Annotated in this window: 24 protein-coding genes and 1 tRNA gene; 16 read left to right on the top strand and 9 right to left on the bottom strand. The window is 61.2% G+C overall.

Annotation, left to right across the window (positions count from 1 at the left end; translation table 11 throughout):
- Nucleotides 1–7: 7 nt before the first annotated feature.
- From SZ63_RS12380 to SZ63_RS12895, 4 genes are all read left to right on the top strand, one after another.
- Nucleotides 8–1,360, top strand: a complete 1,353-nt coding sequence (locus SZ63_RS12380) for a sensor histidine kinase (protein WP_156168365.1) — start codon at nt 8–10, stop codon at nt 1,358–1,360.
- A gap of 91 nt (nt 1,361–1,451) precedes the next feature.
- On the top strand, nt 1,452–2,630 hold the full coding sequence (locus SZ63_RS04865) for an epoxide hydrolase family protein (RefSeq protein ID WP_048182029.1): 1,179 nt from the start codon (nt 1,452–1,454) through the stop codon (nt 2,628–2,630).
- Nucleotides 2,627–3,781 carry an epoxide hydrolase family protein gene (locus tag SZ63_RS04870; RefSeq protein WP_048182033.1) on the top strand — a complete coding sequence of 385 codons (1,155 nt, stop codon included), beginning with the start codon at nt 2,627–2,629 and terminating at the stop codon, nt 3,779–3,781. The genes SZ63_RS04865 and SZ63_RS04870 overlap by 4 nt, the downstream gene beginning before the upstream one ends.
- Before the next feature lie 83 nt (nt 3,782–3,864).
- Nucleotides 3,865–4,011: a hypothetical protein gene (locus SZ63_RS12895; RefSeq protein ID WP_156168367.1), complete on the top strand. Its 147-nt coding sequence runs from the start codon at nt 3,865–3,867 to the stop codon at nt 4,009–4,011.
- A gap of 57 nt (nt 4,012–4,068) precedes the next feature.
- Here the strand turns inward: SZ63_RS12895 and SZ63_RS04875 are convergent, their stop codons facing one another.
- The gene (locus SZ63_RS04875; protein ID WP_048182037.1) at nt 4,069–5,514 is read right to left on the bottom strand and encodes a CorA family divalent cation transporter; all 1,446 of its coding nucleotides are present in this window, start codon (nt 5,512–5,514) and stop codon (nt 4,069–4,071) included.
- A gap of 131 nt (nt 5,515–5,645) precedes the next feature.
- Here SZ63_RS04875 and SZ63_RS12385 point away from each other — a divergent pair, with 131 nt between their 5' ends.
- The 5 genes from SZ63_RS12385 to SZ63_RS04900 all read left to right on the top strand — a co-directional run bounded on the left by SZ63_RS12385 (nt 5,646) and on the right by SZ63_RS04900 (nt 9,748).
- A complete protein-coding gene (locus tag SZ63_RS12385; RefSeq protein WP_052959061.1) occupies nt 5,646–6,053 on the top strand; it encodes a hypothetical protein in 408 nt (135 codons plus the stop codon).
- Nucleotides 6,054–6,178: 125 nt separating this feature from the next.
- The gene (locus SZ63_RS04885) at nt 6,179–6,694 is read left to right on the top strand and encodes a hypothetical protein (RefSeq protein ID WP_048182041.1); all 516 of its coding nucleotides are present in this window, start codon (nt 6,179–6,181) and stop codon (nt 6,692–6,694) included.
- Nucleotides 6,691–7,899: an ABC transporter substrate-binding protein gene (locus SZ63_RS04890; protein ID WP_048182046.1), complete on the top strand. Its 1,209-nt coding sequence runs from the start codon at nt 6,691–6,693 to the stop codon at nt 7,897–7,899. Before SZ63_RS04885 ends, SZ63_RS04890 begins: the two co-directional genes overlap by 4 nt.
- An 11-nt stretch (nt 7,900–7,910) precedes the next feature.
- Nucleotides 7,911–8,960: a FecCD family ABC transporter permease gene (locus tag SZ63_RS04895; RefSeq protein WP_048182051.1), complete on the top strand. Its 1,050-nt coding sequence runs from the start codon at nt 7,911–7,913 to the stop codon at nt 8,958–8,960.
- Nucleotides 8,960–9,748 carry an ABC transporter ATP-binding protein gene (locus SZ63_RS04900; RefSeq protein ID WP_048114532.1) on the top strand — a complete coding sequence of 263 codons (789 nt, stop codon included), beginning with the start codon at nt 8,960–8,962 and terminating at the stop codon, nt 9,746–9,748. The genes SZ63_RS04895 and SZ63_RS04900 overlap by 1 nt, the downstream gene beginning before the upstream one ends.
- 6 nt (nt 9,749–9,754) lie before the next feature.
- Here the strand turns inward: SZ63_RS04900 and SZ63_RS04905 are convergent, their stop codons facing one another.
- The 3 genes from SZ63_RS04905 to SZ63_RS04915 all read right to left on the bottom strand — a co-directional run bounded on the left by SZ63_RS04905 (nt 9,755) and on the right by SZ63_RS04915 (nt 11,980).
- A complete protein-coding gene (locus SZ63_RS04905) occupies nt 9,755–10,015 on the bottom strand; it encodes a DUF3303 domain-containing protein (RefSeq protein ID WP_048114531.1) in 261 nt (86 codons plus the stop codon).
- Between the two features lie 99 nt (nt 10,016–10,114).
- Nucleotides 10,115–11,395: a chloride channel protein gene (locus SZ63_RS04910; RefSeq protein ID WP_048182053.1), complete on the bottom strand. Its 1,281-nt coding sequence runs from the start codon at nt 11,393–11,395 to the stop codon at nt 10,115–10,117.
- A 108-nt stretch (nt 11,396–11,503) separates the two neighbouring features.
- A complete protein-coding gene (locus tag SZ63_RS04915; RefSeq protein WP_048182059.1) occupies nt 11,504–11,980 on the bottom strand; it encodes a PRC-barrel domain-containing protein in 477 nt (158 codons plus the stop codon).
- A gap of 219 nt (nt 11,981–12,199) precedes the next feature.
- On the opposite strand from SZ63_RS04915, the gene SZ63_RS04920 reads away from it, so the two are divergent.
- The 3 genes from SZ63_RS04920 (at nt 12,200) to SZ63_RS04930 (ending at nt 15,275) form a co-directional block, all read left to right on the top strand.
- A complete protein-coding gene (locus SZ63_RS04920; RefSeq protein WP_048182062.1) occupies nt 12,200–12,493 on the top strand; it encodes a hypothetical protein in 294 nt (97 codons plus the stop codon).
- Between the two features lie 104 nt (nt 12,494–12,597).
- Nucleotides 12,598–13,092 carry a hypothetical protein gene (locus SZ63_RS04925; protein ID WP_048182065.1) on the top strand — a complete coding sequence of 165 codons (495 nt, stop codon included), beginning with the start codon at nt 12,598–12,600 and terminating at the stop codon, nt 13,090–13,092.
- Between the two features lie 140 nt (nt 13,093–13,232).
- Nucleotides 13,233–15,275 (top strand): M13 family metallopeptidase, encoded by a 2,043-nt coding sequence (locus SZ63_RS04930; protein WP_048182068.1) that lies wholly within the window; start codon nt 13,233–13,235, stop codon nt 15,273–15,275.
- A gap of 43 nt (nt 15,276–15,318) precedes the next feature.
- On the opposite strand, the gene SZ63_RS12390 is transcribed toward SZ63_RS04930, so the two are convergent.
- On the bottom strand, nt 15,319–16,350 hold the full coding sequence (locus SZ63_RS12390; RefSeq protein WP_156168369.1) for a hypothetical protein: 1,032 nt from the start codon (nt 16,348–16,350) through the stop codon (nt 15,319–15,321).
- Nucleotides 16,351–16,648: 298 nt separating this feature from the next.
- Here SZ63_RS12390 and SZ63_RS04940 point away from each other — a divergent pair, with 298 nt between their 5' ends.
- The 3 genes from SZ63_RS04940 (at nt 16,649) to SZ63_RS04950 (ending at nt 21,834) form a co-directional block, all read left to right on the top strand.
- Entirely contained in the window at nt 16,649–17,653 is a 1,005-nt protein-coding gene (locus SZ63_RS04940) for a hypothetical protein (RefSeq protein ID WP_048182072.1), read from the top strand.
- Complete coding sequence (locus SZ63_RS04945) at nt 17,650–20,838, top strand: hypothetical protein (protein ID WP_048182074.1); 3,189 nt, start codon at nt 17,650–17,652, stop codon at nt 20,836–20,838. The genes SZ63_RS04940 and SZ63_RS04945 overlap by 4 nt, the downstream gene beginning before the upstream one ends.
- A 237-nt stretch (nt 20,839–21,075) precedes the next feature.
- Nucleotides 21,076–21,834, top strand: a complete 759-nt coding sequence (locus SZ63_RS04950) for a hypothetical protein (protein ID WP_011844944.1) — start codon at nt 21,076–21,078, stop codon at nt 21,832–21,834.
- A 56-nt stretch (nt 21,835–21,890) separates the two neighbouring features.
- On the opposite strand, the gene SZ63_RS04955 is transcribed toward SZ63_RS04950, so the two are convergent.
- Both SZ63_RS04955 and SZ63_RS04960 read right to left on the bottom strand, forming a co-directional pair.
- Nucleotides 21,891–22,106: a hypothetical protein gene (locus tag SZ63_RS04955; RefSeq protein ID WP_048182076.1), complete on the bottom strand. Its 216-nt coding sequence runs from the start codon at nt 22,104–22,106 to the stop codon at nt 21,891–21,893.
- 262 nt (nt 22,107–22,368) lie between these two features.
- On the bottom strand, nt 22,369–22,899 hold the full coding sequence (locus SZ63_RS04960) for a hypothetical protein (RefSeq protein WP_048182079.1): 531 nt from the start codon (nt 22,897–22,899) through the stop codon (nt 22,369–22,371).
- Between the two features lie 257 nt (nt 22,900–23,156).
- Here SZ63_RS04960 and SZ63_RS04965 point away from each other — a divergent pair, with 257 nt between their 5' ends.
- Entirely contained in the window at nt 23,157–23,870 is a 714-nt protein-coding gene (locus SZ63_RS04965) for a hypothetical protein (protein WP_048182082.1), read from the top strand.
- On the opposite strand, the gene SZ63_RS04970 is transcribed toward SZ63_RS04965, so the two are convergent.
- A complete protein-coding gene (locus SZ63_RS04970; RefSeq protein WP_082122654.1) occupies nt 23,865–25,058 on the bottom strand; it encodes a DNA-methyltransferase in 1,194 nt (397 codons plus the stop codon). The genes SZ63_RS04965 and SZ63_RS04970 overlap by 6 nt on opposite strands.
- Before the next feature lie 340 nt (nt 25,059–25,398).
- Nucleotides 25,399–25,481: transfer RNA gene (locus SZ63_RS04975), tRNA-Leu, on the bottom strand.
- Nucleotides 25,482–25,780 lie beyond the last annotated feature (299 nt).

A 25,780-nucleotide genomic window follows, 5' to 3' on the forward strand; every position in this document is an offset into this window, starting at 1 on the left:
CACCACGATGCAGGGTCAGGATCAGCAGTCCGATACGAGCACTCCCCGGGTGCCGCGGGAGAAAGAACTCCTCCGCGTACTGGAAGAACTCTACGGGGGGTTTTCGGAAGCGGAAGAGACGCTGTCGGCGATCCGCCAGGGGGAGGTCGACGCCTTCGTCGTCTCCACGACCGATGGGGAGAAGATCTACACCTTAAATACCGCCGAACATCCCTACCGCGTCCTCATCGAGCAGATGCGGGAAGGAGCGGCACTCGTTTCCGCCGACGGCACCATCCTCTACAGCAACGCGAGTTTCGCCCGGCTGCTCCATATGCCGCTCGGGAAGGTGATGGGCGAGTCGATCCATACCTTCATCGTTTCCCCCGAAACGGCGGAGTTCCGGAGGAGAATGAAGGCGAATCCGTCCGGCACCGCGGCCGAGAGCACGCTGCAGGCGCAGGACGGCCGCCGGGTGCCGGTGTATCTCTCCTTAAAACCGCTATCGTTGGATGGAGTACAGGTCTTCTCCCTGGTTGCCCTGGATCTGACCGAGCGCAAGCAGGCCGAAGAGGCGATGCGTAATGCCTACGACGAACTCGACGACCGGGTCAAGGCCCGGACCGCCGAGCTGGCCCAGTCCAATGCCCGGCTTGTGGCCGCCAACAGGGATCTGCAGACGCTCACCGAAGACCTCATCCGGCAGAGCCGGAACCTCAAAGAGGCGCAGAACGAGGCGAACCTGTATCTCGACATCCTGACCCACGATATCGGGAACACCGAGAATGTCGCGAACCTCTATGCCGACCTGCTCCTCGGCACGCTCTCCGGGGAGGGGCGGACATACGTGGAGAAACTCAAGCGCAGCATCGATAAGAGCATCGAGATTCTCGGAACGGTCTCGAAGATCCGCCGGATTCACGCCGGAACGCCGGAACTGAAGCCGGTGGATCTCGATGCGGCCATCAGGGAGGAGATCGGCCACTATCCCGAGGGGATCATCCGGTATACGGGTTCAGCGCCCCCGGTCCGGGTTGACGACCTCCTCCCGGAAGTGGTCGGGAACCTGATCGGCAACGCCGTGAAGCACGGCGGTCCCGATGTCGCAGTCACCATCCGGACGGAAGATGCGGGGGAGTTCGTCCGGATCTCGGTCGAGGATACCGGCCCCGGCGTCCCGGACGACCAGAAGGAGGAGATCTTCCACCGCTACGAGCAGCAGAAGCGGGGGGTCGGCGAAGGGCTCGGGCTCTACCTCGTGCAGGTGCTTATCGAACGCTACGGGGGACGGGTCTGGGTCGAGGACCGGGTGCCCGGGCACCCGGAGAGAGGGGCGGCATTCGTCTTCACGCTGAAGAAGGCTTCAGCCGTCCACGAATAAGATTATGGGCTTTCTGCCCGGTTCTTCCATAGGGGCCACAGAGAACGGCTGCACGAAAGAACTATTACTTCTGTTTCCAGTAATCCCCGGCATGGAGATCCACGCTTTTACCGTCGATATCCCCGGGCACGTCATGGACGACCTCCGGGAGCGGCTCTCGGAGACCCGCTTCCCGGACGAGGTCGAGGGCACGGGCTGGGACTACGGCACGAACCTCGGTTACATGGAGGAATTGGTCGACTACTGGCTGAATCGGTTCGACTGGCGAAGGCAGGAGGCGGAACTGAACAGGTATCCCCATTACCGTGCCGAGATCGACGGCACGGGCATCCACTTCATCCACGAGCGCGGGAAGGGGGCCGACCCGCTCCCGATCATCCTCACGCACGGCTGGCCGGACTCCTTCTACCGTTACCAGAAGATCATCCCCCTGCTCACCGACCCGGCGGCGCACGGCGGCGATCCCGACGACTCGTTCGACGTCATCGTCCCCTCGATGCCCGGCTACGGGTTCTCCGACCGCCCGCATGAACGGGGCATGACGTCGGCGCGGATCGCCGACCTCTGGGCGCGGCTGATGACCGACGTACTCGGCTATGAGCGGTTCGCCGCAGGAGGCGGCGACATCGGGAGCGGGGTCTCCCGGCTCCTGGCGCTCGGGCATCCCGGGACGGTCGTGGGCCTGCACCTCACCGATACGGGATTCTTCTCTCCCGGTGCCGACATCCCCGACCTCTCGGAGAACGAGAGGCGGTATCTCGACGCGATCCAGCAGTTGTGGATGCAGGAGGGCGCCTACAACATGGTGCAGTCGACGAAGCCGCAGACCCTCGCCTACGGGTTAAACGACTCGCCCGCCGGACTTGCCGCGTGGATCGTCGAGAAGTTCCGCTCCTGGAGCGACTGCGGCGGGGATCTCGAGCGGCGTTTCAGCAAGGACGAACTCCTCACGAACATCATGATCTACTGGGCGACGGAGACGATCGGGTCGTCGGTCCGCCTCTACTACGAGAACATGCACGCCCTGCCGCTCTCCTTCCTGGAAGAGCGGATCGACGTCCCGGTGGGGATGGCGGTCTTCCCCAAAGACTTCATCCCGCCTCCCCGGGAATGGGCCGAACGAAGACTGAACGTAGAGCGGTGGACCGAGATGCCGCGGGGCGGCCACTTCGCCGCGATGGAGGAGCCGGACCTCTTCGTTCGGGACATACGGGAGTTCTTCCGCCCGCTCCGAGCGGAACTCCGAACGGCCGTGGAGGTGTCGAGATGACGGTGCGGCCTTACACCCTCAACGTCCCCGACGCAACGCTCGACGACCTGCACCGCCGCCTTGCACGCACACGTCTCCCCGACGAGGTCGAGGGTGCGGGCTGGGACTACGGTACGAACCCGGGCTATCTGCGGGAATTAGCCGACTACTGGCTGCACGAATACGACTGGCGGGCCCGCGAAGCGGAGTTGAACCGGTTCCGCCACTACACCGCCGAGATCGACGGGACGGAGCTCCGCTTCATCCACGAGCGCGGGAAGGGGCCGGATCCGATGCCGCTCGTCCTCTTCCACGGCTGGCCGGACTCGATCTGCCGTTACCTCAAACTGATCCCGATGCTCACCGATCCGGCGGCGCACGGCGGCGATCCCGCCGACTCGTTCGACGTCGTCGTCCCCTCGCTGATCGGCGACCCGGGGATGTCGCGCTCGGACAAAGGACAGCCGCTTGCAAAGATGGCGGAGATATCTTATCGGCTGATGACGGAAGAACTCGGGTACGGGCGTTTCGGCGCCGGCGGCGGGGACGGCGGAAGCCCGATCTCGCAGATCCTCGGCGCACGCCATCCCGAATCGATCGCCGGCCTCCACCTCACCGACATCGGCTTCCCCATCATGATGGCGAACTTCCCGGATCTCTCGGATGCGGAACGGGAGTACCTCGCGAGATCGCAGGAGCAGGGTTTTGAGGAAGGAGCGTATGCGATGCTCCAGGGCACGAAGCCGCAGACCATCGCCTACGGGTTGAACGATTCGCCCGTCGGCTACGCCGCCTGGATCATCGAGAAGTTCCACACCTGGAGCGACTGCGACGGGGACCTGGAGACGATCTACACGAAAGACGAACTGCTGACCAACATCATGCTCTACTGGACGGCCGGACCTTCGGTTCGGGCCGTCAGCTACCGCGAGGAGTGGGTCTCGGGTTCACTTGCGCCGGACCAGCGCATCGACGTTCCGGTAGGACTCGCGTTACCCCCGAAGGATATCGACCCGGTTCCCCCGCGGGAGTTTGCGGAGCGCAACCTGAAAGACATCCGCCGCTGGACGGTGCTCGAGCGCGGCGGCCACTTTGCGCCGATGGAGGTCCCGGAACTGATGGCCCGGGAGATCCGGGAGTTCTTCAGGCCGCTGCGTGCGGCGGGGCCGTAACGGGCCGGACGGGGAGGCCGATCCCGAAAGGAAACGTTCGTAACTCCTGAAGTCGAGCTCCATGCATCGATGAGGAGATCGGGATGCCGAGGCTGGTACTGATCGATACGGCGACGGGGACGCGGGTCCGCCACCGCATCAGGAGCTGGAAGCAGGCCTTGAAGCAGCAGGAGTGGTACGAGGCGAAACTCGGGCGGCGCGTGCGGATCGAGAAGGAGTTTACGCGGTAACGCTGCCGTGGAACACACGGTGCCGGCGACCGGACCTCTTCCACCTGCATAACCCCCTCACCTGAGCCACCCGAGTTTGTAGAAGATCCAGCCGACTACGAGCATCGAGATGATCGTCCAGGCGGTCACCTGCCAGATGTGGAGGCTGAAAGGGGTGCCGAGGATGTTCGTCCCGAGTACCTGCCCGATCAGGGTCGGGATCAGCACGAGTGCCGAGAGGACGGCGATCACCCGCATCGCCCGGTTCATTTCGTAGGAGACGGTGTTGATGTGGACGTCGATCAGGGAGAGGAGCCCTTCCCGGATGTTCCCGGCGCTCTCGTGCAGGTAGTCCGTCTCGTTCGCGAGCGCGTCGAAGATGCTCTTCTCTCCAGCCCGCGATACTGTAGCGGGGAGATCCGCCGCGATGACTGTCGCCACCTCCCTCTGGTGGAAGAGGCTCGAAGCCAGAATGCTGCTCACCCGCTTGAGCTGGAAGACGGTGTCGAGGAAGTCCCTCGGCATCTCGTTGTTGGGCGTCTCCTCGAGCCGCATCAGTTCCGCCTCCAGCTCCGCGAGGATCCGGGCGTAATTCTCGTTGATCCCATCAAGGGAGCCGTAGAGGACCCGGGTGTCCAGGGGCACGCCGGCGAGGGCGCTCCCTTCGAGGCCCGCCCGGATCGGTTCGAAGAAGCGGTCTTCTGCCTTCGAGATGGTGACGATCGCCTTTTTCCGGTGTACGATGATGAGCCCGACGGTTGTCACGATCGGGACCCGCACCCCGCCTTTGACCCGGAGCGTCCGCTCGGGTTCCTGCACGAAGATGAGCCGGGTGGTGTCGGCAAACGTTATTCCGGGGTGCGACGGCCGCATCAGCCGGCTCTCGAAGAAGGCGGCGGGCAGACCGAGGAGCCCGGAGAGCACCGGGAAGTCCGGACGCGACACACCGGAGAGGTCGAACCAGGCCTCGACCGGGGTTTCGTCAAGGTATCCCTTCACTTCGGCGGGGGTGAACTCGCCGTCTCCGGAATCCCCCACTCTCCCCCGGATCCGCATCGTCGAGAACGCCGGTTCCGCAGCGCCGCGGGCGACAGCCTCCGGCTCGATCCGCCGCTCCACGGACCTCCCGCCGGCCGCCGCCACCCGGACCACCCGGAGGAGCCGGAGCGTGGGCGAGGACCTCGCGAGGGTCGAACCGGCAACCGGCACCACCTCGAGGACCGGGAGCGTGATGATGACGAGATCGAGGAGATGCCAGCGGTCCAGGAAGTGGCTCACCGGATCCTCCGCAAGGGCCAGTTTGAGGACGTACTCAAGGACAAAGATGGCGATGATCGTCGTATCGGCCATATCGAGGAACTCGACGACCGGTTGGGGGAGGGTCGGGACCACGATGGGTATGATGACGATTGGGGCCATCACCAGGCCGAGGAAGATCATCAGGCCGTCGGAGAGGATCCGGCAGACGAGATCCCGCAGAGCCGCCTTCCTCTCCTGTCCGGTCTTTCCTGCAGCCTGTTCCATACCGTCACCAGAAGCCGGACCCGCAGATCCCGGCGTCACCGTGTATACGCCTTTCCGTATATAGCAGGTGGGAGGCCAGTCGGCGGGAGCCCGGGAAAGACTGATAGTCCCCCCGGGCGTACCTGACAATCATGGACGGCGATGCGGCGGAACGGGTCTCGCTTGCGGACGCTATAGCGGCGGCGGAGGTATCCCGCCGGGAGAAGAGGAAGAACCCGGCGATAGCGGCAGGACTCTCGCTCCTCTTCAACGGCCTCGGGCAGGCCTACAACGGGCAGTTCGTACGGGGCGTCCTGGTGCTGCTCGGAAGCCTCCTCGGCCTCTTTGTCATGATCGTTCCGGGCGTGGCGATCTGGGCCTGGGGCGTTTACGATGCCTGGGCCACGGCCCGGCGGATGAACGAGGGCCTCCTCCCCTACCGGGAGACGAGTCCGCTCGCGATCATCGGGTTCGTGGTCGTCTGGGCGGTGACGATCTTCTCGCTCTCGGCGGCGTCGGCGATGCTGCTCGTTGCGATAGGACAGCAGGGGATACTGTAGCGGGGTGTTCTGCGGGCGGCCGGAGTCGGCAGTACAGCATCCCGATATACTCCTGATCATCCAGTTTTCAGACTTGTTAGCACATTAAGAAACATTCATATTACCTGATCGACAAAAGAAAACCCATGATAGGTCTCCCGGCAAACCGTCTTTTCTGCCTTGTCCTCCTGTTTCTCTTCGTCCCGGCCGCGGTCTGCGGCGCCCCGGTCACCCGGACGCTCTCGACCGCCGAGCCCGGGGCGGGGGAGGTCTTCGAGGTCTCGCTCTCGATCGACGGCATCGCCCTCGGCGGGGTGGTCGAGACGCTGCCGGCCGGCTACGCCTTCGCGGGGACCGACCACCCGGACGACCGTGTCCTCGTCCGGGGGCAGAAGATCGGATTTACCGTGATGGACGATACCGCGATAACCTACTCCGTCACGGCCCCCGCCTCCGGGAGCGGGGATATCGCCGGGACGTGGGAGGACTTCCTCGGCGAGACGGACGGGGAGGTAGCCGCGTCGCACGTCGCGGTGGACGGCATCGAGACGGCGGCGGAGAGCGGCGGGGAGAAACCCGCCGCACAGGAGGCAGCCCCGCAGTTTGCGGTCGTCGCTGCGGCTGCCGCCCTCCTCATCGCCGGATGGGGTGGTCGGCGATGAACCGGTGGTACCTCCTCGCTCTCCTCCTGGTCCTCGCCGTTCCGGCATCGGCGGCAGAGGGCATCCCCGGGGACGCCGACGCAGACGGGACGCTCACCCGTGCCGAGTACGCCTCGGCGGCCCTCGCCTATCTCGACGCTGCTTACATGAACGGCGCCGGCGAACTCGACCGCGACGGCATCCGCGACGCCGCCTGGGTCTACGCCCGCTGGGACGGGAAACCCCGCGAGGTCGTCGACTCCACGGGGAGAACGGTGACGCTCTACCGCCCCCTGCGCCGGGTAGTGACCTTCAGCGGCGAGTCCCTCGAGACCCTGCGGTCGCTCGGGTTCGATATGGACAAAATCATCGCTGTCGACAAGTACAGCCACGAGAAGAGCATCTTCTTCCCCGAGTGCCGGGAGAAGGTGAACGTCGGGTCGATCTGGTCTCCCGACATGGAGAAAGTCCTCTCTGTGCGGCCGGACACGGTCATCCTCTACGCGACGATCAGCACCGCGGCCTGCGACGACATCCAGAAGAGGCTCGAGGCGAGCAGCCCCGGGATCCGGGTGCTGCGGTTCGACTGCTTCAAACCCGCCACCTACGCGGGCGAGATCCGCACGATCGCCTCGATCATCGATGAGACCGAACGGGGGGAGGAGTTCGCCTCTTTCTACGGCTCGACGATGGACCGGATCCGGGACGGCACGGCGGGCATCCCGGACGATGAGAAGACCCGGGTCTACTTCGAGTACTGGTTCGACTACACGACCGTTGCCGCCAGTGCGGGCTACAACGAGAAGACCGAACTCGCCGGCGGGAAGAACCCCTTCGCCGTCGGGACCACCGAGTACCCCGTCGTCGACCCCGAGGCGATCATCGTCGCGGACCCGCAGGTCGTCGTGAAGCTGGCCGGGCAGGGCCTGGCCATCGGCGGATACGCGGGGCATGACCCCGCGGCGCTCGCTGCGATCCGGTCGGCGCTCTTTGAGCGGCCCGGGTGGTCGAGGATCTCTGCGGTGAAGGACGACCGCGTCCACGTCATCCACTCCGACATCCTCGGCGGCGCCCAGCACTTCATCGGGACGGCTTACCTCGCGAAGTGGTTCTACCCCGACCGGTTCGCCGACCTCGACCCGCACGCCGTCCACCAGCGTTACCTCACCGAGTTCCAGGGGATCGACTTCGATCTCGCATCCCAGGGGACGTTCGCCTACCCGTGACCGGTGCCGCCATGGAACAGCACGTCGTCATCGAAGGGTATACCCGGCTGAAGAAGACCCGCGCCCTCTTCATCGGCGGTCTTCTTTCGGCCCTCGTCATCCTCACCGGCGTCGCGGTCACGCTCGGGTCGGCCGGCCTTACCGTGGGCGAGTCCTACCTCGCGATCCTGGCCGGCCTCTTCCCCGGCTTCTTCAGCGCCCCCGACCTCGCGACGACCATCGTCTGGGACTTCCGGCTCCACCGGGTGCTCTTCGCGGTCTCGTCCGGGTTCGGGCTCGCGGTGGCGGGCTGTGTCATGCAGGGCATCCTCAGAAACCCGCTCGCAAGCCCCTTCACCCTCGGGATCGCCTCGGCGGCAGCCACCGGCGCCTCGATCGCCATCGTCCTCGGCGCCGGGGCCGTCGGCGGGGAGTACCTCGTCATCGGCAACGCCTTCCTCTTCTCCCTGCTTGCGGCGCTCGCCATCTACGGGATGGCCCGTTACCGTGGCATCGGTTCCGAGACGATGGTGCTTGCCGGCATCGCCCTCATGTACCTCTTCTCGGCGGTGACGTCGCTTTTGCAATACGTCGGCAGCGCCGAACAGCTCCAGGCGGTGGTCTTCTGGATGTTCGGGTCGGTGGACAAATCCACCTGGCCGAAACTCGGAATCGTCGCCCTCGTCCTTGCCTGCACCATACCCTACCTCGTCTATCGCGCCTGGGATTTGAACGCCCTCGCGGAAGGAGACGAGATGGCGGCCAGTCTCGGGGTGCCCGTCGAACGGTCGATGGCGGTCCTGATGATGATCGCCTCCCTGATCACCGCGGTGATCATCTGCTTCACCGGAACGATCGGCTTCATCGGGCTCGTCGCCCCGCACATCACCCGGATGGCCATCGGCGGGGACTTCCGCACCCTCCTCCCCGCGTCCGGCCTCGTGGGGGCCCTTCTCCTTCTATCGGCCGACAGCATCGCACGGAGTGTCCTTGCACCGCAGATCCTTCCCGTCGGGATCGTGACCGCGTTCCTCGGGGTGCCGTTCTTCATCTACCTCTTCCTGCACCGGAGGGATGCCTGATGGCGCTGATCTCGGTAAACAGCCTCTCGTTTGCCTACCGCGACCGCCGGGTGCTTCACGGGGTCACCTTCTCGGTCGACGCAGGTGAAGTCCTCGGGCTCGTGGGGCCGAACGGGTGCGGTAAGACGACGCTTATCAGGTGCGTCGACGGGATGCTCTCCCCCGACGGGGGAACGGTGATGCTTGATAAGCGGGAGATCCGCACGATGCACCGCCGCGAGGTCGCGCGGGCGATGGCCTACGTGCCGCAGTCGGCCGGGAACCGGACTGGAGCGACGGTCTTCGAGACCGTCCTGATGGGGAGGCGGCCCTACCTGAACTGGACGGTGAACAGGACCGACGAGGAGAAGGTGATTGCGGCGCTCGACCTCCTCGATCTCGGGGATCTCGCGCTCCGCAACGTCGCCGAACTCTCCGGCGGGGAGCGCCAGCGGGTGATGATCGCCCGGGCGCTCGTGCAGGAGACCGGGGTGATCCTCCTCGACGAACCAACGAGCAACCTGGACGTCTGCCACCAGATGGGGGTCATGGAAGTCCTCCGCGGCCTTGCCGGGGAGAAGGGGCTCGCGGTCGTCATCGCGCTCCACGACCTGAACCTCGCCGCCACCTACTGCCACCGCCTCATGGTGATGAAGGCCGGGGCGGTCTACGGCTACGGGGCTCCGGAAGAGGTGCTCACCGAGGAGATGCTCAGGGCGGTCTACGGCATCGAGGCGGTGGTGAAACGGGATCTTTCGGCGCCCTACATGGTTCCGGTCAGGCCGGGGCACCTGCGGGGAGGGGCGTGAAGGCCCCTACCTCCCCAGATGCTTCAGCGCCTCCTTCGCCTCCATGACCGGGTGCGTCTCGGTGTAGCCGAGATCGCCCCAGGGATACCCGGCTTTCAGGAGTGCTACGGAATCCTCCACCTCGACCAGCCGAAAGACCGTGTTGCTGGTGAGATCGATCCACTCGTTGATCACGATCATCCCGTCAGGGGCCTTCTCCACGGCCCGCATCTCCATGACCTCGCCGGTTCTCCCGGGCTCCCAGGTGAAGATACTCATGAACTGCATGGCAAACCACCCATTCCGTCTCCCGCCCGGCATGCCGGATGGGGCATCCGGCGTCAACGGGCTCCGGGTATAAATACCTGGTGCAGGGCGGGCCGCCCGTTACGCCGGCCGCTCCTTCACGGCGGCCGAGATGACCATGGCGGTGACGGCGGAGATCACGAGGAGCACGACCATGTGCGGGTCGGCCGTCCCCACGACCGCGACCAGGAGGATGGAGGTCAGGGGCGCCCCGAGGGCGAGGGTGAGGGCCGCGGCCTCGATGCAGAGGACGAAGATGCCGACCGGGATGCCAGGAAATGCGAGGTTCAGGGCAAGCCCGATCAGCGTCGACGAGAAGATGATGGGAAAGAGCGGGCCGCCGATGTACCCGCTCTTGAACGAGAGCGCGAGCAGGAGGATCTTCAAGACCGCTGCGCCGAGCAGCATCCCGACCCCGAGCCGGGCCGGGTCGGCGATGATCCCGTGCAACTGGGCCTCCCCGGAGAAGAGCACCTCCGGGACGAAGTAGCCGGCGCACGCGATGACCGCCCCGGCGGCGAGGACGCGGGCGACGGGCGCGTCACCAAACACCCTGTCCATGACCGTCCCGGCGGCCTGCATGGCGACTCCCGCAAAGACCGCGAGCAGCGATCCGAGGATGCCGAGGGCGATCGCACAGAGGATGTAGCCGGGATGCAGCCCGCCGATCGGCTCGAACGGGATGCTCCGCGCAAAGGAGGGGAGGCCGAGGAGCAGGTAGAAGAGGTAGCCGACGGTGCCGGCGAGCAGGTTCCAGGTGAGGAACCGGAAGGCGTTCCTGTTCCCGCCGACCTGGAACTCGGTGGCGAACACCCCGGTAAAGAGCACGTTGCCGACGATCCCGTTGAACGCCGATGCCAGAGCCGCAACATCGAACCCGAGCGCGGCCCCCGCAGATCCGAGTCCGAGCCGGTCGCGGACGTACGAGGAGACGTAGCCGATGAGAACGGTGATGGTTCCTTCCGGCCCGATGCTTGCCCCGGAGAGAAGCGAGAAGAGCGACGAGAGGAGGGCGCCGGGAAACGTCCGGTAATCGGGTCTCTCACCACCCCCTTTGAGCGATTCGGCGAACCCGCCATGGATCACGTCGGGTGCGTGCAGGTACCTGCGGCAGAGGCCGACGAGCAGCGAGAAGAGAAGCACCCCCGCCGGAACCGCCCAGGGGTTGGCCTGCACGAAGCCGTTCTGGGACCAGACGACGTTGTCAAGCAACCCGTAGAGGCCCAGGTAGGCGACCGTAAAGGCGATCGCGATTATGGCGATGAGGGCGACCTGCAGGAGGTTCGGGGTTCCTTCCCGGCTACCGGGCTCGACGCAGATCCGCTTTTGCGGCGGTGCCGGACCGTCTGCAGGTGCTGGCATGGCAGGCACGATGCGGCCCGTTCGTCGGTTCCGGGTAATCTTCCTTGCGGTCGACCCCGTGCGCCTGCCGGAAAAAGAGTGACCGTTCCCCGAACCCGGGGTCCGGGGTTACCTCCGCCGGGGCCGCGTCTCGATGCGCTCAGTCGTCACGACCTCGGGCGGCGGGGTCTCCTCCCGCTTCATGGCTTCTGCCTCCTCCCGGGTCGGCGGAGTTATGGTTCCGGCCGACTGGATCAGGCCGTAGTCCGCTTCCCGGGGCCAGAGGTCTTCTTCGAAGCCCGGTTCGTCGTCCAGCCGCCGCTTGTCGATGTTCACGACGAAGTTGTCGTCGCCGGGGCGGTAGATCACGGCTTCGGGCGGGATCGCGAACCTCTTTGCCGCCATGCCGAGCACGCCGCCGTACCTGAGCACCAGGTACGTTACCTTGCCCTCGGGGAAGCCGATCCGCATATCCGAGATCTCCCCCAGATCGTCTCCCTGCGGGTTGATCACGTTTTTGTCCAGGATGTCGTCGGCCGACATGAACCACTCTTCGCCGGCCGTCCGCGTCCTGCGTTCCAGAATTACATCCGATCTCTCCTGCATCTTCTTCGCCTCCGTTGCCTCTTACGAGAGGGCGTGCAGTGAGTGCCGGGAGTCCTTAAAATGATTTGCACACCCCGACCGCGGGGTAGCCCGGCCTCCGGGGAGGCGGCCCCCCTGCCCGAATAAACACCTTTTATCCGTTTATCACCCCAAAGATGCTTCATCCGGGGCCTGAGTGAAATGGATGAAGTTATTACCGGGTGAGTCAATCCCCTCTTCATGGGGCCTACTGTCAAACTGGATCTCACCACGATCCTCGAGGCAACAGGCGAGTTGCAGCACTTTCTTGACCTGGGCGCTGCCCGCCTGCATGCGGAAGGGCCGTTGCCGGAAGAGGCGTCCGAGGAGTTGATATTTTCCATGGCCGACGAACTTGAGGATCACCTGCGGGCGATGCGCGACCGGCAGGGGTCCGCGAGCATCGGTGATCTCCGGGTCTGGACCCGGGCCTGGATCGACGAGCGGCAGGAGGCGCTCTCCCAGGGGCCGTTGCAGGGCGGCAACCGCAGGTAACCGCCCGGCGAGGATCTCCGCAAGGCGGACGATACCCGGCTACTCGGGGGGCCGCCCCCGGAGAGACCCCATGATTTATCAGCACGCGCACCTATCCGCACCCGATGCCTCACTTCGACCTCTTCTTCAAGACCGAAGAACTGCGGCGGAGGCTTGAGCCCCATCTGGGGCTCATTCCGCCGTACTTTCAGTTCACCGTCCGGACGGGCACCCCGGAGGTCCGCTTCTTCGACCAGAAGGACCCGATGTGGAAGGAGTTCCCGTTCCCGGTTCCGGAAGGAACCGTCTACGTCTTCGACGATGCAATCCCCGCCCGGGCCCTCGGGGGCGGGATGCACATGCGGGCGAGCGTCCGGGTTACGCGCGAGGATAGGGACGACGAGGCGGTCGTCCTCCGTATCTGGCACGAGATCCTGCACGCGATCGGGCAGCCGGCGGACGACATGGCCAAACGGGCGGGCGAGTGGCAGAGCGTCTCCGAGCGGGTCATGTGGACGGCCTGGCAATCCCTTTCCCGGCCGCTCGACGTGCCGTTCTGGCACCGGAAGTTTTACGTGTGGCTGACGGAGCGGGCGGAGAGCGGCGCGGGGGGGAGGTAGGAATGCGGCCGGGTCCCGTCCCGGCCCGTCACCGGTAACGGGTGGCTGCATGAGGAATCGGGAGTTGCTCGTTTCATCGCCTCCGAAATAGGGTTGCCACGGATCAAAATTCTTATTCCTGGAAAAGAGACAATCTCCTTGTGAAATACATTCTTCTGACCATCCTCCTGATCGTATGCCTCGCCTGCGCCGGATGCGCCGACCCGGCCGGGACGGCGGTTCCCGGCGATGTATCGCAGTCGCCCGGGAGTGGATTCGCCCTCAACGAGTCCGTCCATCCGGGCGACGACTTCTATGCCTACGTGAACGATGCATGGATAGCGGAACACCCTATCCCGGCAGATAAGCAGTACTACGCAGTATTCACCGGGATGAGGGACGGGGTGGATAACGACCTCCGTGCTCTTCTCGAGGATGCGGCCGACGCGCCGGAGAGTGCCGATCGGAACGCCACCCTCCTCGGAACGTTCTACCGGTCGGGCATGGATACCGGGACGATCGACCGGGAAGGGCTCGACGGTCTCTCCGATCTCCTCGCGGCGATCGACGCGATCGATTCCCGTGGCGATCTGACCGAAACCACGATCGTTCTCCTGGAACAGGGTTTCCCGCCGGTCTACTTCTACGGGGCCGGGACCAACCCCGAGAACAGCAGCGAGATGATCCCGTGCCTTTATCAGGGCGGGCTCGGGCTGCCCGACCGGGACTATTACTTCCGGAACGATGCGGGAAGCTCTGAGCTCCGGGATGCCTACCGCGAGCACATAGCCCGGGTGCTGGTGCTCGCCGGCAGGTCCCCCGAAGAGGCGGCCGCCGACGCAAAGACCGTCTATGCCATGGAAGCGGCCCTTGCCGCGGCCCACCTCGGCCGGGAGGAGAATCGCGATCCCCAGAAGACCGCGAACATCCATACTCTCGCCGAACTCGAAGAACGGTACCCCGCCGTCGGGTGGGGGACCCTCGCCGCCATCCCGGGTTCCGGGCCGGTCGGCAGGGTGCACGTCTACCAGCCGGGATACGTGGAGGAACTTGACTCCCTCCTCGCGACCGCGCCGCTCGACGACTGGAAGGTCTACCTGCGCTACCGGCTGATCGATCAGGCGTCTCCCTATCTTGGGGCGTCGTTCGAGGAGGAGCACTTCGCCTTCTACGAGACGACGCTCTATGGTGTCCCGGAGATGAAGCCCCGGTGGCAGCGCGTCGTGGCGGCGGAGAGCGAGTTCCTCGGCGATCTGGTCGGCCGGGCATACGTCGCCGGATACGTGGACCCCCGGACACGCGGGATGGTGTCGGGGATGGTCGTTGCCATCCGGGAGACCTTTGATGCGCGAATGGCAGACCTCACCTGGATGAGCGAGCCGACAAAAGCCGCGGCCCGCGAGAAACTTGCCGCCATGGGGGAGAAGATCGCGTATCCCGACCGGTGGACGGACTACTCCGGGCTGAACCTCTCGGATTCGTATGTGGAGAACGTCCGCGCAGCAAAAGCGCACGCCTTCATCCACGGCCCCGAAGGGCTTGAGAGGGTCGGCGGGCCGGTCGACCCGGGCACCTGGTTCATCACCCCGCAGACGGTGAACGCCTATTACGACCCGACCAGAAACGAGATGGTCTTCCCCGCGGCCGTCCTCCAGCCGCCCATCTTCGACCCCGACAGAGACCCTGCCTTCAACTACGCTATCCTCGGCTGGTTGATCGGGCACGAGATGACGCACGGCTTCGACGACCAGGGAAGACAGTACGATAAAGACGGGAACCTGAAGGACTGGTGGACTGAGGAGGACGCCGCGAACTTCAACGACCGGACGGCCCTGCTCGTCGCCGAGTACAACGCGTTCGAGGCGCTCCCCGGCCTTTACGTCAACGGCAACCTCACTCTCGGGGAGAACATCGCCGACTTCGGGGGTCTGACCATGGCCTACCACGCGTGGAAGAAGGCGGAGAACGGGTCGGCCGACCCGGCAGCGGACCGGCGGTTCTTCCTCGCGGCCCCGTGCCTCTGGCGGGTGAACGACCGGGAGGACTCGCTCCGGAACCTGGTGCTGGCCGATCCGCACTCACCGGAGAAGTTCCGGGTGAACGGTGTCCTGTTCAATGTCCCGGAGTTCTACGAGGCTTTCCCGGAGATCCGGCCCGGCGACGCCCTCTACCGGGAGGTCGAGGAGAGGCCCGTCATCTGGTGACGGGCGTTAACATACACCCATTTTCATCTCCCGAACCGCCCGGTCATGATCCGGATAGTTCCGGGCGGGAGGGGGACAGTTCCTGCACGGTGCGTCCTTCCATGCGTTTCTGCACCCATCCCCGGGCGGGGCTTGCCGCGAACGGAACGATGAACAGTGCCGCGATGCCGACAACACCACACCACCATTCGGGAACAGCCGGGTAAGAGGTGATCCGGAGGCCGATATAGAAGAGGAAGATGGTGAAGCATACCGCCGAGACGGTCACGTACTGCAGCGCTCTCGCATGGGGGGTCACGATTGCGTGGTATTCCGGAACCAGATACACGAAGATGTAGTACAGGCCAAGGATCCCGAGGAGCGTTCCGGCGATAAAGATCGGCCACGGTGAGATCCCGAGTCCGTGGTTGATGTTGCCGAAGTCGTCGTGCTGCAGGAACGAGCGGGTGAAGACGTACTCGAAGACCATACTGAACGTGATGATGCACGTCCAGAAGGTGCAGTGGTATGCCCGGCGGTGTTTTTTCACCCACGTCGCCGACATGAGCCCGACGGTCGCGAAGAAGAGCACGATGTTTGAAAAGGGCCCGGCAAACGCGATGACCGACGCGGCCGGGCCCTCTCCCGCAGCAAAAAGAGCCGAATAATCGACGTTCTCGTCCCAGTGCGCCCCTATGAAACTTCCATAGACGATCTCCCACGGATCCGATTTCCAGCCGAGGAAGTACGCGCAGAGGCTGTGCGAGTACTCGTGCATCACGATGATCAGGAGGTGCAGGATGAGGAAGAGGATGACCGTTACCGTGAGGAACAGTACGATCGCTTTTAACCGGGAAAGCCGGTCTGACCGGCAGGTTCCGGAGGACACCGTCTCCGCGGCCCCGGGCGCCCCTCTCCGGCGGTCGATCTCCGGCAGGATGTACCCGGAGTAGGCCAGGTACAGCAGGAGGACCAGGAAGAGTGCGAGTGAAGTCTCCAGGAACTCCATTGCTATCCCAAAGAGAAGATACATCCCGATTGCCAATGCTATCAGCCGGACTGCAGCAGTAAGATAGTTCCCGCCCTCTCCGACCATACGATCCCTTTCAAGGAATAAGAACACCCGAAGGCCGGATTAATCTTCTGAAACGCATCCCGCGGCAGAACGGGCAGACGTGCCCGGGTCCTCGGGCAGGATCCCCTGTTTTCATCGGCCCCGTGCCCGTCCGGCCGTGTCCCGGGGCGGCGCGTTTAGGACATGTTATATAGATAAAAACCAATGATATAATATTTTCCATTGGTGAAAAATTGTTCATTCCGTGATATCATGGATTCTGGAGGAGATTAATCAGATATTATCAAAGTGGACGAATTTCCAGGGGTGTTGAACAGTAATGGCAGACAGTGACAAAGTGAACGAAATTTTTGGCAGGTGCAAGGAGGCCGCATCGGTTGCCGCCGATAAGGCAACCGTGGCGATCGACTCTGCATCGGCCAGCGTTTCAGCGGGTATCAAGGAGATGCGCGAGGAATCTGCGGCATCTCCGCGTACAGACGACGGCAGCTATGCCCGGGACGGCGAAGCCCGTGCAGCGGCGGAGGCGGGCGAGTGCGTCCTCTCCGGTGAACTCGCCCTCTCCGCAGCTGCGGACGATGCAGCGGGCATACCGGTCAAACATACCGCGGGCGAGGTCGTGAAAGGATGCGTGCAACAGAGGATCAACGGCTTCAAGAGCGGTTTGCAGAATAAAAAACTCCTGATCACCGCGGGGACCATGGCTCTGGTCTGGCTGGCGCTGACCGTACTTCCGGCCCTGGGGTTCAATCCGGCTCCCGTGCAGTCCCTCTCCTTCCTGACCTTCGCGCGGGGCGGGCTCTCCGGCGGCGTGCCCGGATTTGTCGGCGGGCTCATCGGGAAGGGCCTGATCGCCTACTTCGTGACGCTGCTCATCGTCGGCGGGATATCCGGCGAGAGCATCGTCTCGAACGTACGCTCTCTTGCTGCAAGGTTCTCCGGGCAGAAATGGGACGCCGCATCGATCTCTCCTCTTCTCATCGGCGGCGGCGCGGCCCTCTTCGTCTACAACTTCCTCGCGGGAACGTCGACGATCATGAACTGCATGGTGGGGGTCGTGGCGTTCCTCATCGCGGCCCGTGCACTGGCGAACCGGGCGGGCTGCGTGCGGCAGGCATTTGCCGCGGTCTTTGCAAAAGAGGGCAGGGCCGACTCCGGGCTGGTCACGAAGGTGATGGCGGGATGGGCCGGAGGGTTCGCTCTCGGCGTCGTCCTCTCCGTCTTCGGGGGATACACCTGTTACATCGCCGGGTTCCTTCTCCTGGCGGCCGGTGCCGTCCTCATGGTTACGGTTCAGAAGCAGGCGGGAGGTGTCCCGGCATGAGGCCGACGGCGAGACTGCTGCTCGTGCTCCTTGCAGCCTTCCTCCTTACCGGAACCGCGGCTGCAAGCTACTCGCTCACCGATACCAACAGTTACGACTACAAACTGGCGAGCAAGTACATCCACAGCATGGAAGACGAGGGGTTCGTCGTCGAGATGCCGATCGGCGTCTACAAGAAAGGGACGGACGAACTCCTTGCGACCGAGAACACGCTGCTGATCATCGGCAACCTCGGAAAGATTGACCCCGAGGCTGAACGGCTTGTCCTGACCGAGATCCCGACAGACGTCTACAGTTACACCTATCAGGGCGACGCAGGCGGCGGCGAGATCAGGACGAGTACGGGAGAAGTCACCTGCGGCCGCTACATGTTCACCGAGTTCGGCCTCACCACGAAGTACAAGACGGTGAGCGAGTATGCCAGCTACTTGAAGACCGAACTCGAAAAATCGGTCGAGACTTCCAGCGCAAGGATCGAGTACGTGGATACGACCATAAACGGACACCGCGTCGTCGGCGTGCGCGAGTTGACGGACGACTCCAACTGGGCGGCCGGCGGCGGCTCCATGGACAACCACCTGGAGAACACGTTCACCTACTACGTGATCCGTGAGGACTTCTACCCGGCGGGCTCGGGGCTCGCCCACATCAGGTTGCGCGGTCATGTCGGCCTCGAACATGACAACGGCCGGTCATTGACGTATGATCCGTATCCCTCGGAGAACCAGGTAGCTATAGCACTCTCCGAGATGAAAAGGGCGTACGAGGATGCGAACAAGGTCATGGACTCGATCATCGCCGATGCGGCGAACGCAAAGGGAACGCTCATCGTCGGGAACTACGAAGAGGTCTTCGGCGGCTACGGCGGCGGCAGCTTCTCCATCGATACCCCGGGCGGGGGTGCCGGTGAGAGCGATTACGGCATACCGCTCGCGGTTATAACCGGGATCGGTGCCGCGGGAGCCGCGGTTGCGGGCGCTGCAGCGGCGGCCGGCGGCGGTGGCGGCAACGGCGGCAGCGAGACGGAGCGCACCAGCACCTACCGGATGAGGATCCGCAAAGACTTCGAGGATTATATCGTCTGCGGAAAGAGCCCCGAGACCATCTACGCCCAGATGATCGAGATCACCGCGGAAGGCCAGACGATCGAGCGTGACGACCTCACCGCGACGCTCTCGATAACCTCCGGCGGCGGGCTCCGGGTCGAGGATCAGACGCTCGCCGGCAGTTACATGGGAGCGTTCGTATCTGCGGACGAGAACGAACTCGCGGAGGAAGGCATCGTCAGGGTGGCCTACACCGGAAAGGGCGGGTCGTTCACGAACAACATCCACTTCCGGATCATCGGCGAGCCGAGGATCAAGTTCCCCGAGCAGGGGGCGGCGATGGACATGCGGCTGAACGTCCTCTACGGCGACGGGCTGACCTACGACGTCGAGGTCGAACTCGTCGACTTCATAGAACCGCCCAAGGAGGTCACGATCACCCAACTCGACGAGGCGCCGTTCACGAGCTCGCTAGAGAAGATCGACGATACGCACTACATTGCAAAGATCGTCAACACGAGCCCGCTGCCCGAGAAGGGAGCGCCGGTGACGAGATACGGCGCCAGAGTCATCGCCACCTGCGAGGATGACGAGATCGTCGAAGAAGCGTTCACGGTGATCTTCTATCCCGAGGGCATCAGCGTCACCGACGTCGTCTACGACGACGAGGGACACGCCCAGTTCGCGGCCTACGACGATCTCGACACCGAAGAAGACGACGTTGCAGCGACCGGATTCATCGTGAACCTCGCCGTCAGGGTGACCGAGAACGAGAAGGAAGTGGTGAAACTCCTGGACGGGACGGAGTACGCGCCCGAGTTCGGCGAGCTCAAGGGAACCGACCAGAGGACGGAGGTCCTCGCATCGAGGTTCAAGTACACCATCGAGAAGAAGCCGGACAACACCAACAAGGCCTACAAGTTCACCCCCGCCCAGCAGATCGGCGAGGACGAGAGGAACCCCTACTTCCTGGAACTCCCGATCACCTGCGAGTACGGCGACGAGACCTATGAACTCGATCTCCCGATCCGCCTCATCGGCGACAAACTCGGGGTGCGCAAGGATCGCGAGACCGAACTTGCGAACTTAAAGAAGAGGATCCAGAAGTTCGGCATCAATCCGGACACCGCCCGGTTCCTGCGGGAGAACGTGCAGAACTTCACTGCCGCCGAGCTCCGCCTGATGAGCAAGAAGATCGTCTACGACTCGATCGTCTACTACACCCAGGAGTCGGCGGACTTCATGGAGACCGCCGACACCATGGACGACTGGATCACCTTCCTCTCCGTCGTGAAGTGGTTCGGCGATCAGGCGTTCTCGTACCTCATGACCATCTACACGGGGCCCGCGGGAGAGGCGATCCTCACCCCGACGAAGGAGCTTACGGTCGAACTGATCGGCGAGATGTCGGCCGACCTCTTCATGGGTAACGGGGTGAACTGGGACGAGATCAAGGTCGGTGTGCACATCTCCGAGATGATCGAGAACTACACCAAGTCGTGCTTCGAGGATCTGGCGACAGCGAACCCGAAGAAACTCGCCCAGGTGATCGCGGGGCTCTGCGTCTTCAACCTGGTGCGCCACTACACTTTCGATCTCGACGAGAACGGCAAACGCAGCCTGTATAACGCGATCATCTCGTCGTTCTCCGACATCTCGCTCGAGTTCTTCAAGAACAAGTTCGGCAGTTTCCTCAAGGGCAAGGTCAACGACCCGAATTCGAGCCTCTCCAAGCTCCTGAACTCGTCGGCGGCCAAGATGCTCGAGGACATGATGCCGGAGGGCAAACTCGCGGTTCCGGGCGTGAACACCCTCACGGAGGACGTAGCGGTAGGCCCCATCCTCCAGAAGTACGTGGAGGAGATCTTCGGCTTCGGCGCGTCCTACGTGACGCAGGAGTTAGGAACGGCGGCTGCCGAGACTCTCTATGTGAAGGTGAAGGTCGGCGTCCCCAATTCGGACCGGGAGATCGACTGGTATGTCTTCATAGACCCGATCAAAGCGGCCGACAAACTCCTGGACTACATCTTCACGTCGCTCTTCGAGAAGTTCCCGTTCCCGACCGCGGAGCCGGGAGAAGCCTCCAAACCTCGCGACCCGCTCTACATGGATCCGAAGACCAACCAGCGGATCGGATAATCCTCTTTTTTTGAGTGGTTGCCCGGCACTCTCGGGCAGCAGGGAACCGTCTCGCGAAGGGGTGTCGCGGGCGGCACCACGCAGATTTCGCGAGACTATATGATCATTGCGGGTACCGTGTTCTTTACCGCTGTTTGTGATATTATTTTTCCTTAAATCCCAGAATCCGCCAATATTATTCACACCCGGCGGTTTTCTTTACTAATATTTTTTATACAAGATATTTCATTCACTATTATGCAATCCCTATCGAACTGTTGTCGTCTCCTTCTCATCTTCGGGCTCCTCATGCTCTGCGTTCCGCCGGCAGCGGCGCAGGCCGGCTCGCATACCACACTGCAGGTCTACACGGATGAGACTGTTCTCGGTCGAATCGTCTCGATCACCCCGGCTTCGGATGTCGGTGCGTATTCCATCACCATCACGCGCGGCACGAGCGTTCAGCCTGCCGGCGTGGGCGACACACTCCGCCATAAAGATATCATCACCCTGCAGCGCGGCTCGTTTGCAGACATCCAGCTCGTCGACAGGAGCGATACGACGATGCTCGGCGGAGGCACCGGGGGAACCGCGATCCTGATCGAACGGGCAGGCGGCAGCTCCGGACAGGCGGCGGCTCCCGAGGTGACGGAAACCCCGTCGGGCAGCGGGATAATTTACGTGGATTACGGACAAACTGAAGCAGGAACGGTGACATCTATTCAGGGCAGAGCGGAGATCCTTAGAAATGCCCGGATCTTTCCTGTATATAGAGGAGATAGCCTGCTTGTCGGCGATACCCTGTTTATCAGAGAGGGTGTGGTGACCGTTGAGATCTGGGACTCCGGGACAAGGACGATCTATGAGGGAGGGATACTCAGCGTTGAACAAAGAGCGAAACCCCAGGAACTGCTCGAACCGGTCTTCACCTTCTTCAACGATCTAAAGAATTCCCTTGAACGCGCTCTGGGATTTGAAGTCAGGGTCCCAACCGACACAGCCGGGGTCCGGGGATAACGGGATACGGGGGAGGAGCCCTCCTCCGGCTATTTTTATCGCTACGACCGAACCGGTCAGCGCTTCGTGCGGCGGTCGAGGTCTTCAGCCGCCGCCCTGAACTCTTTTAGGCGGTCTTCAACCGATCCGTCGGCGTCGCGAAGGGTCACAAGCCTGCCGCAGCCGCCGCAGACGATCGGTCTGTTCTCTTGCAGGTGCTCGACCGTAACCTGAAGCGCGAAATTGCAGTCCGGGCAGCGTATTGTGATTACGGGGTGGCCTTCACGGTCCATATTCAGGGTTGCGGGCGTCGATGGAATAATCTTTCCATACGCGGTTTCTTACCGGTCTAATCCTGTCGAACCGGACTGCGATGCATTCTTCCCACCTCCGCCGCGGGGATCTTCGTGGATTCCGCGGGGGTTGCCACCCGCAAAGCCGACGGGATTGCATACACCCCCTCTCATACGCGCTCATCCGTTTTCGAGTGTAACAGCGACGAATCATCGATCACGGCAATCAGCTGTTGTATGGCTCTTCCCGGCGTAACCGGCACTATCTCCCTAAAAATTGACTGATATCGAATACCGGATGTAAATCACTCTGTTTTATCTCATAGAGGTCGGCTTTGGTCAAAAGTGTAGAACCATCATCCCGCGTCCTGATTGATCCTTTCGGGTAGAGTGAAGCAAGCTTCAGGAGCTCGTCGTGTGAAACGTAGCCACATATTGTAATGATATGCTCCCGTTTATTGTAAGACTGAAAAATGTAGTAGTGGACATTGTAATTTTTCTGTAATCCAAAGAAATTGTGCACATAGCGTTCCTTCACGCTAACCGTTCTACCCATGGTTTTTACATCAACGAAAATTTCCTCCCCGATGACAAAATCGTGCCCGCCGTCAAATCCTTTACGGCCATCGGGCCGCGGTAATCCCATGTAATCGGCAAAAACCGTCTCTCCAAGAATTCCGGTGAATTGCTGATCTTTTGTGCCGTCTGCAACCCCCCGCATGCCGAAATTGTATTGCGCCACCTGTCGATGAGTATAGTCCTTTTGCTCGTCTGTTACGTGAAGGTCTATCAATCAACCACAATCCCGGGGTATCGGACTTTTTACCACGACCGGACAGGGAATCCTGTATCGAGGAAGAGACGAATACGAGTTATTACCATTTTAGGTCGAATGTTCGATTTAATATTTTGCTTCTTCACCCTCTACCGATGCGGGTTTCCGGATAATCCCTGTTTAAATTTGGTTTGAGCGCCGTTTGACCGCAGAGAAGGGTCTTTTTCGACATGCACTTCGAAATGATTATAGTATAAAGCAATTAATCCCTTTATATGGTGAATCTGACATCCAGGTTTCAGGAGATAATCTCTGCGTATAACACAGTGGTCGGAGGCATAGACCGGGAGGCGGCAGGTAATCACGATAGAGCATACGGAGGCATTGTTCGAGCCGGAAAAGGACAACTCACTGAAAGTATCGCAAAAGAACTGGTATATCTCGCCTGGGCGACGTTAGATCAAGACAGTCGTGAAATAGACGTTAAACGGTACAAATACAAGATCCCGATCAGGATGAACTATGTTGAAACCATCCGGGATGAACGTCTCCGCAACCATATATCGGCACATATCGATGACTACGTTTACGAATCAAATATCGACTGGACCGTCATGATTCGTGGTGAGCCGAAAATGTGCATTGAGTGCAAGACCTACACGGAAAACGCCATGTTAAAGAGAGTTCTGGTTGATGCCTCGCTGTTGAAACAGCGGTTCCCGGATATGGATTTCGTATTGCTTCAACTGGAAAGCCAGCTGGGAGGTGATTACTGCCAGATCGGCGACAGCGTTCTGGGCAGTTGCTCAACACACACGTTACTGTCACATTTTGATATAGATTTAGACATTATCACATTACTTAAGGGCGACAGACGTGTCGACAAACCGATACATAAAAAAGAATTCTTCAAACCCCTCACCGAAGAGAGTTTACGGCATGCGACACAGAGGCTCGCGATGAAGTTGAGTAGATATCGCCGATCATAATATTTCTTTCAATCTCAGTTCGGACTTTTTGCAATACTCCTCGGATACATCGATACCGAGGTATCTCCGCCCGGTCTTCTTTGCAACAACCGCAGTCGTACCGACCCCGCTGAAGGGATCCAGTACCACATCGTTCTGGAAGCTGAAAAGTTTCAGAGACCTCTCTACGAGTTCTTCAGGAAACATGGCCGGATGATCGTACTTCTTCATATTCCTTTCAGGCGCAATCGACCATCTTGCAACAACCCACTTTTTAAACTCCTCGTCGTTGATGTCGATATTCTCCTTCGACCCGGACTTTTTCAGGTCCCCCTTGCAGTATATCTCTAAAAATTCCCATGTATATTTCAAATAAGGACTACTGGGGCTCTTCCAGCTCCCCCAGGCGGTATATTTGCAGTTGTAGTTGTTCTTTTCCCAGAGAATTTCCCCTTTCCAGATCATATTGTTCTCCATGAAGAAGTTTGAAATGATATGATGGATCGGAATATAGTCCGAAAAGAGAGGCTGGACGTTAACAATGATTCTCCCCCCGTACTTCAGTACCCGGATACATTCGTGGAATATGGCAAACAGTTTATCGAAGTATGCATTCCAGTCGATGCCGTCCTCACTATTCTCGTAACCGAGTCCGAAATTATACGGCGGTGATGTAAAGACAATATCCACACAATTGGGAGGCAGCTTCTTCAGCACCTCTTCACTGTCTCCGCAGATTATTTTATCGAGGTATTCAGCGGGTAATTTGTTTTCTGTTCGGGAAAATCCATGATCCAGGGCATAGTAATGCATCCCCCTTTTTGCAATCTTTCCAACCCGGTCCTTTACCTTTCTCTCCTGGTTGTACCCGACAAATACCCTTTTTCCGCCTTTTATCCCATAACTCCCGATATTTTCAATTTGTTCCAGTATGCCGGCGAAAATATTCTTTTCATTATTTCGAGCGTAAACCTCGAGTAGATCTGACGCGACAAGCCACTTCTGTATCGCCTCTTTAAACGAGTTAAGGTCCAGAGATCTCAAATACAGAAGTAAAGCCCCTTCTTGGACCGCCAGATAGCACTCCTCTTTCGGGAAGGTTTTATTGATGTTATCGATTATCATCAGTTCCTCCTTATAAGGAGGCCTACCAATGTTTTCGGTTAAAGTCCGATATTTTTCCGGCTCAAACGATTCGCGCTCATCCATTCTCATCAGTTCCCCAGAGGTTCAGCTAAACAACACTTAAAGATACTTGCAGATTGTTTCTTGAATTTTCATATACTCTTTCGGAGTCCCGTATACTCTAATATTTTTCACCGTTGTTTAAAAAACCCTTTGAATTACGCCGTTTCACCGCCACCGTCGGCAGATGCCGGAGGGGTCGGCGACCGCAGGGGTTTATAGGTGAGACAGAGGCCTCGGCATGGATTGATCACCTGGCGAACGAGAACATTGAAGCATGCAGGCCGTGCCGAACTACCGGGAACAGAAACCCGCACACTCATAGGGGCCCGTTTTGTGAGATAACCAAACCCAGCTCAAAAGATGCGAGTGGCAGGATTCGAACCTGCGAACTCCTACGAGAATCGATCTTGAGTCGATCACCTTTGGCCGCTCGGTAACACTCGCGCCTGTACCTCTTGAACCTACGAAGTAATGAGTTTGATGGCGGCCGGCCCCGCCGGGACGGACACCCCTGTCTCAGTACTTCGCTAAAATGTTTGGGCAGTCCACCCAGAGATCAAACTATCGACTTTCCTTCGCGTTCTTCGCGGCTTCGCGTGAGTATTCAGCATCGGTGGGGGTGATAGAGCCTCACGCGAAGGACGCGAAGCCGCGAAGTGCGACTACCAGAATGGCAGGAGCGTGAGCACCGTCAGGTGAGAAGTGCGATGTTCCGTCAGGAACAGAGCTCGAGCACCGTCAGG

It is taken from the genome of Methanoculleus sediminis (genome assembly GCF_001017125.1).
Taxonomy (GTDB): domain Archaea; phylum Halobacteriota; class Methanomicrobia; order Methanomicrobiales; family Methanoculleaceae; genus Methanoculleus; species Methanoculleus sediminis.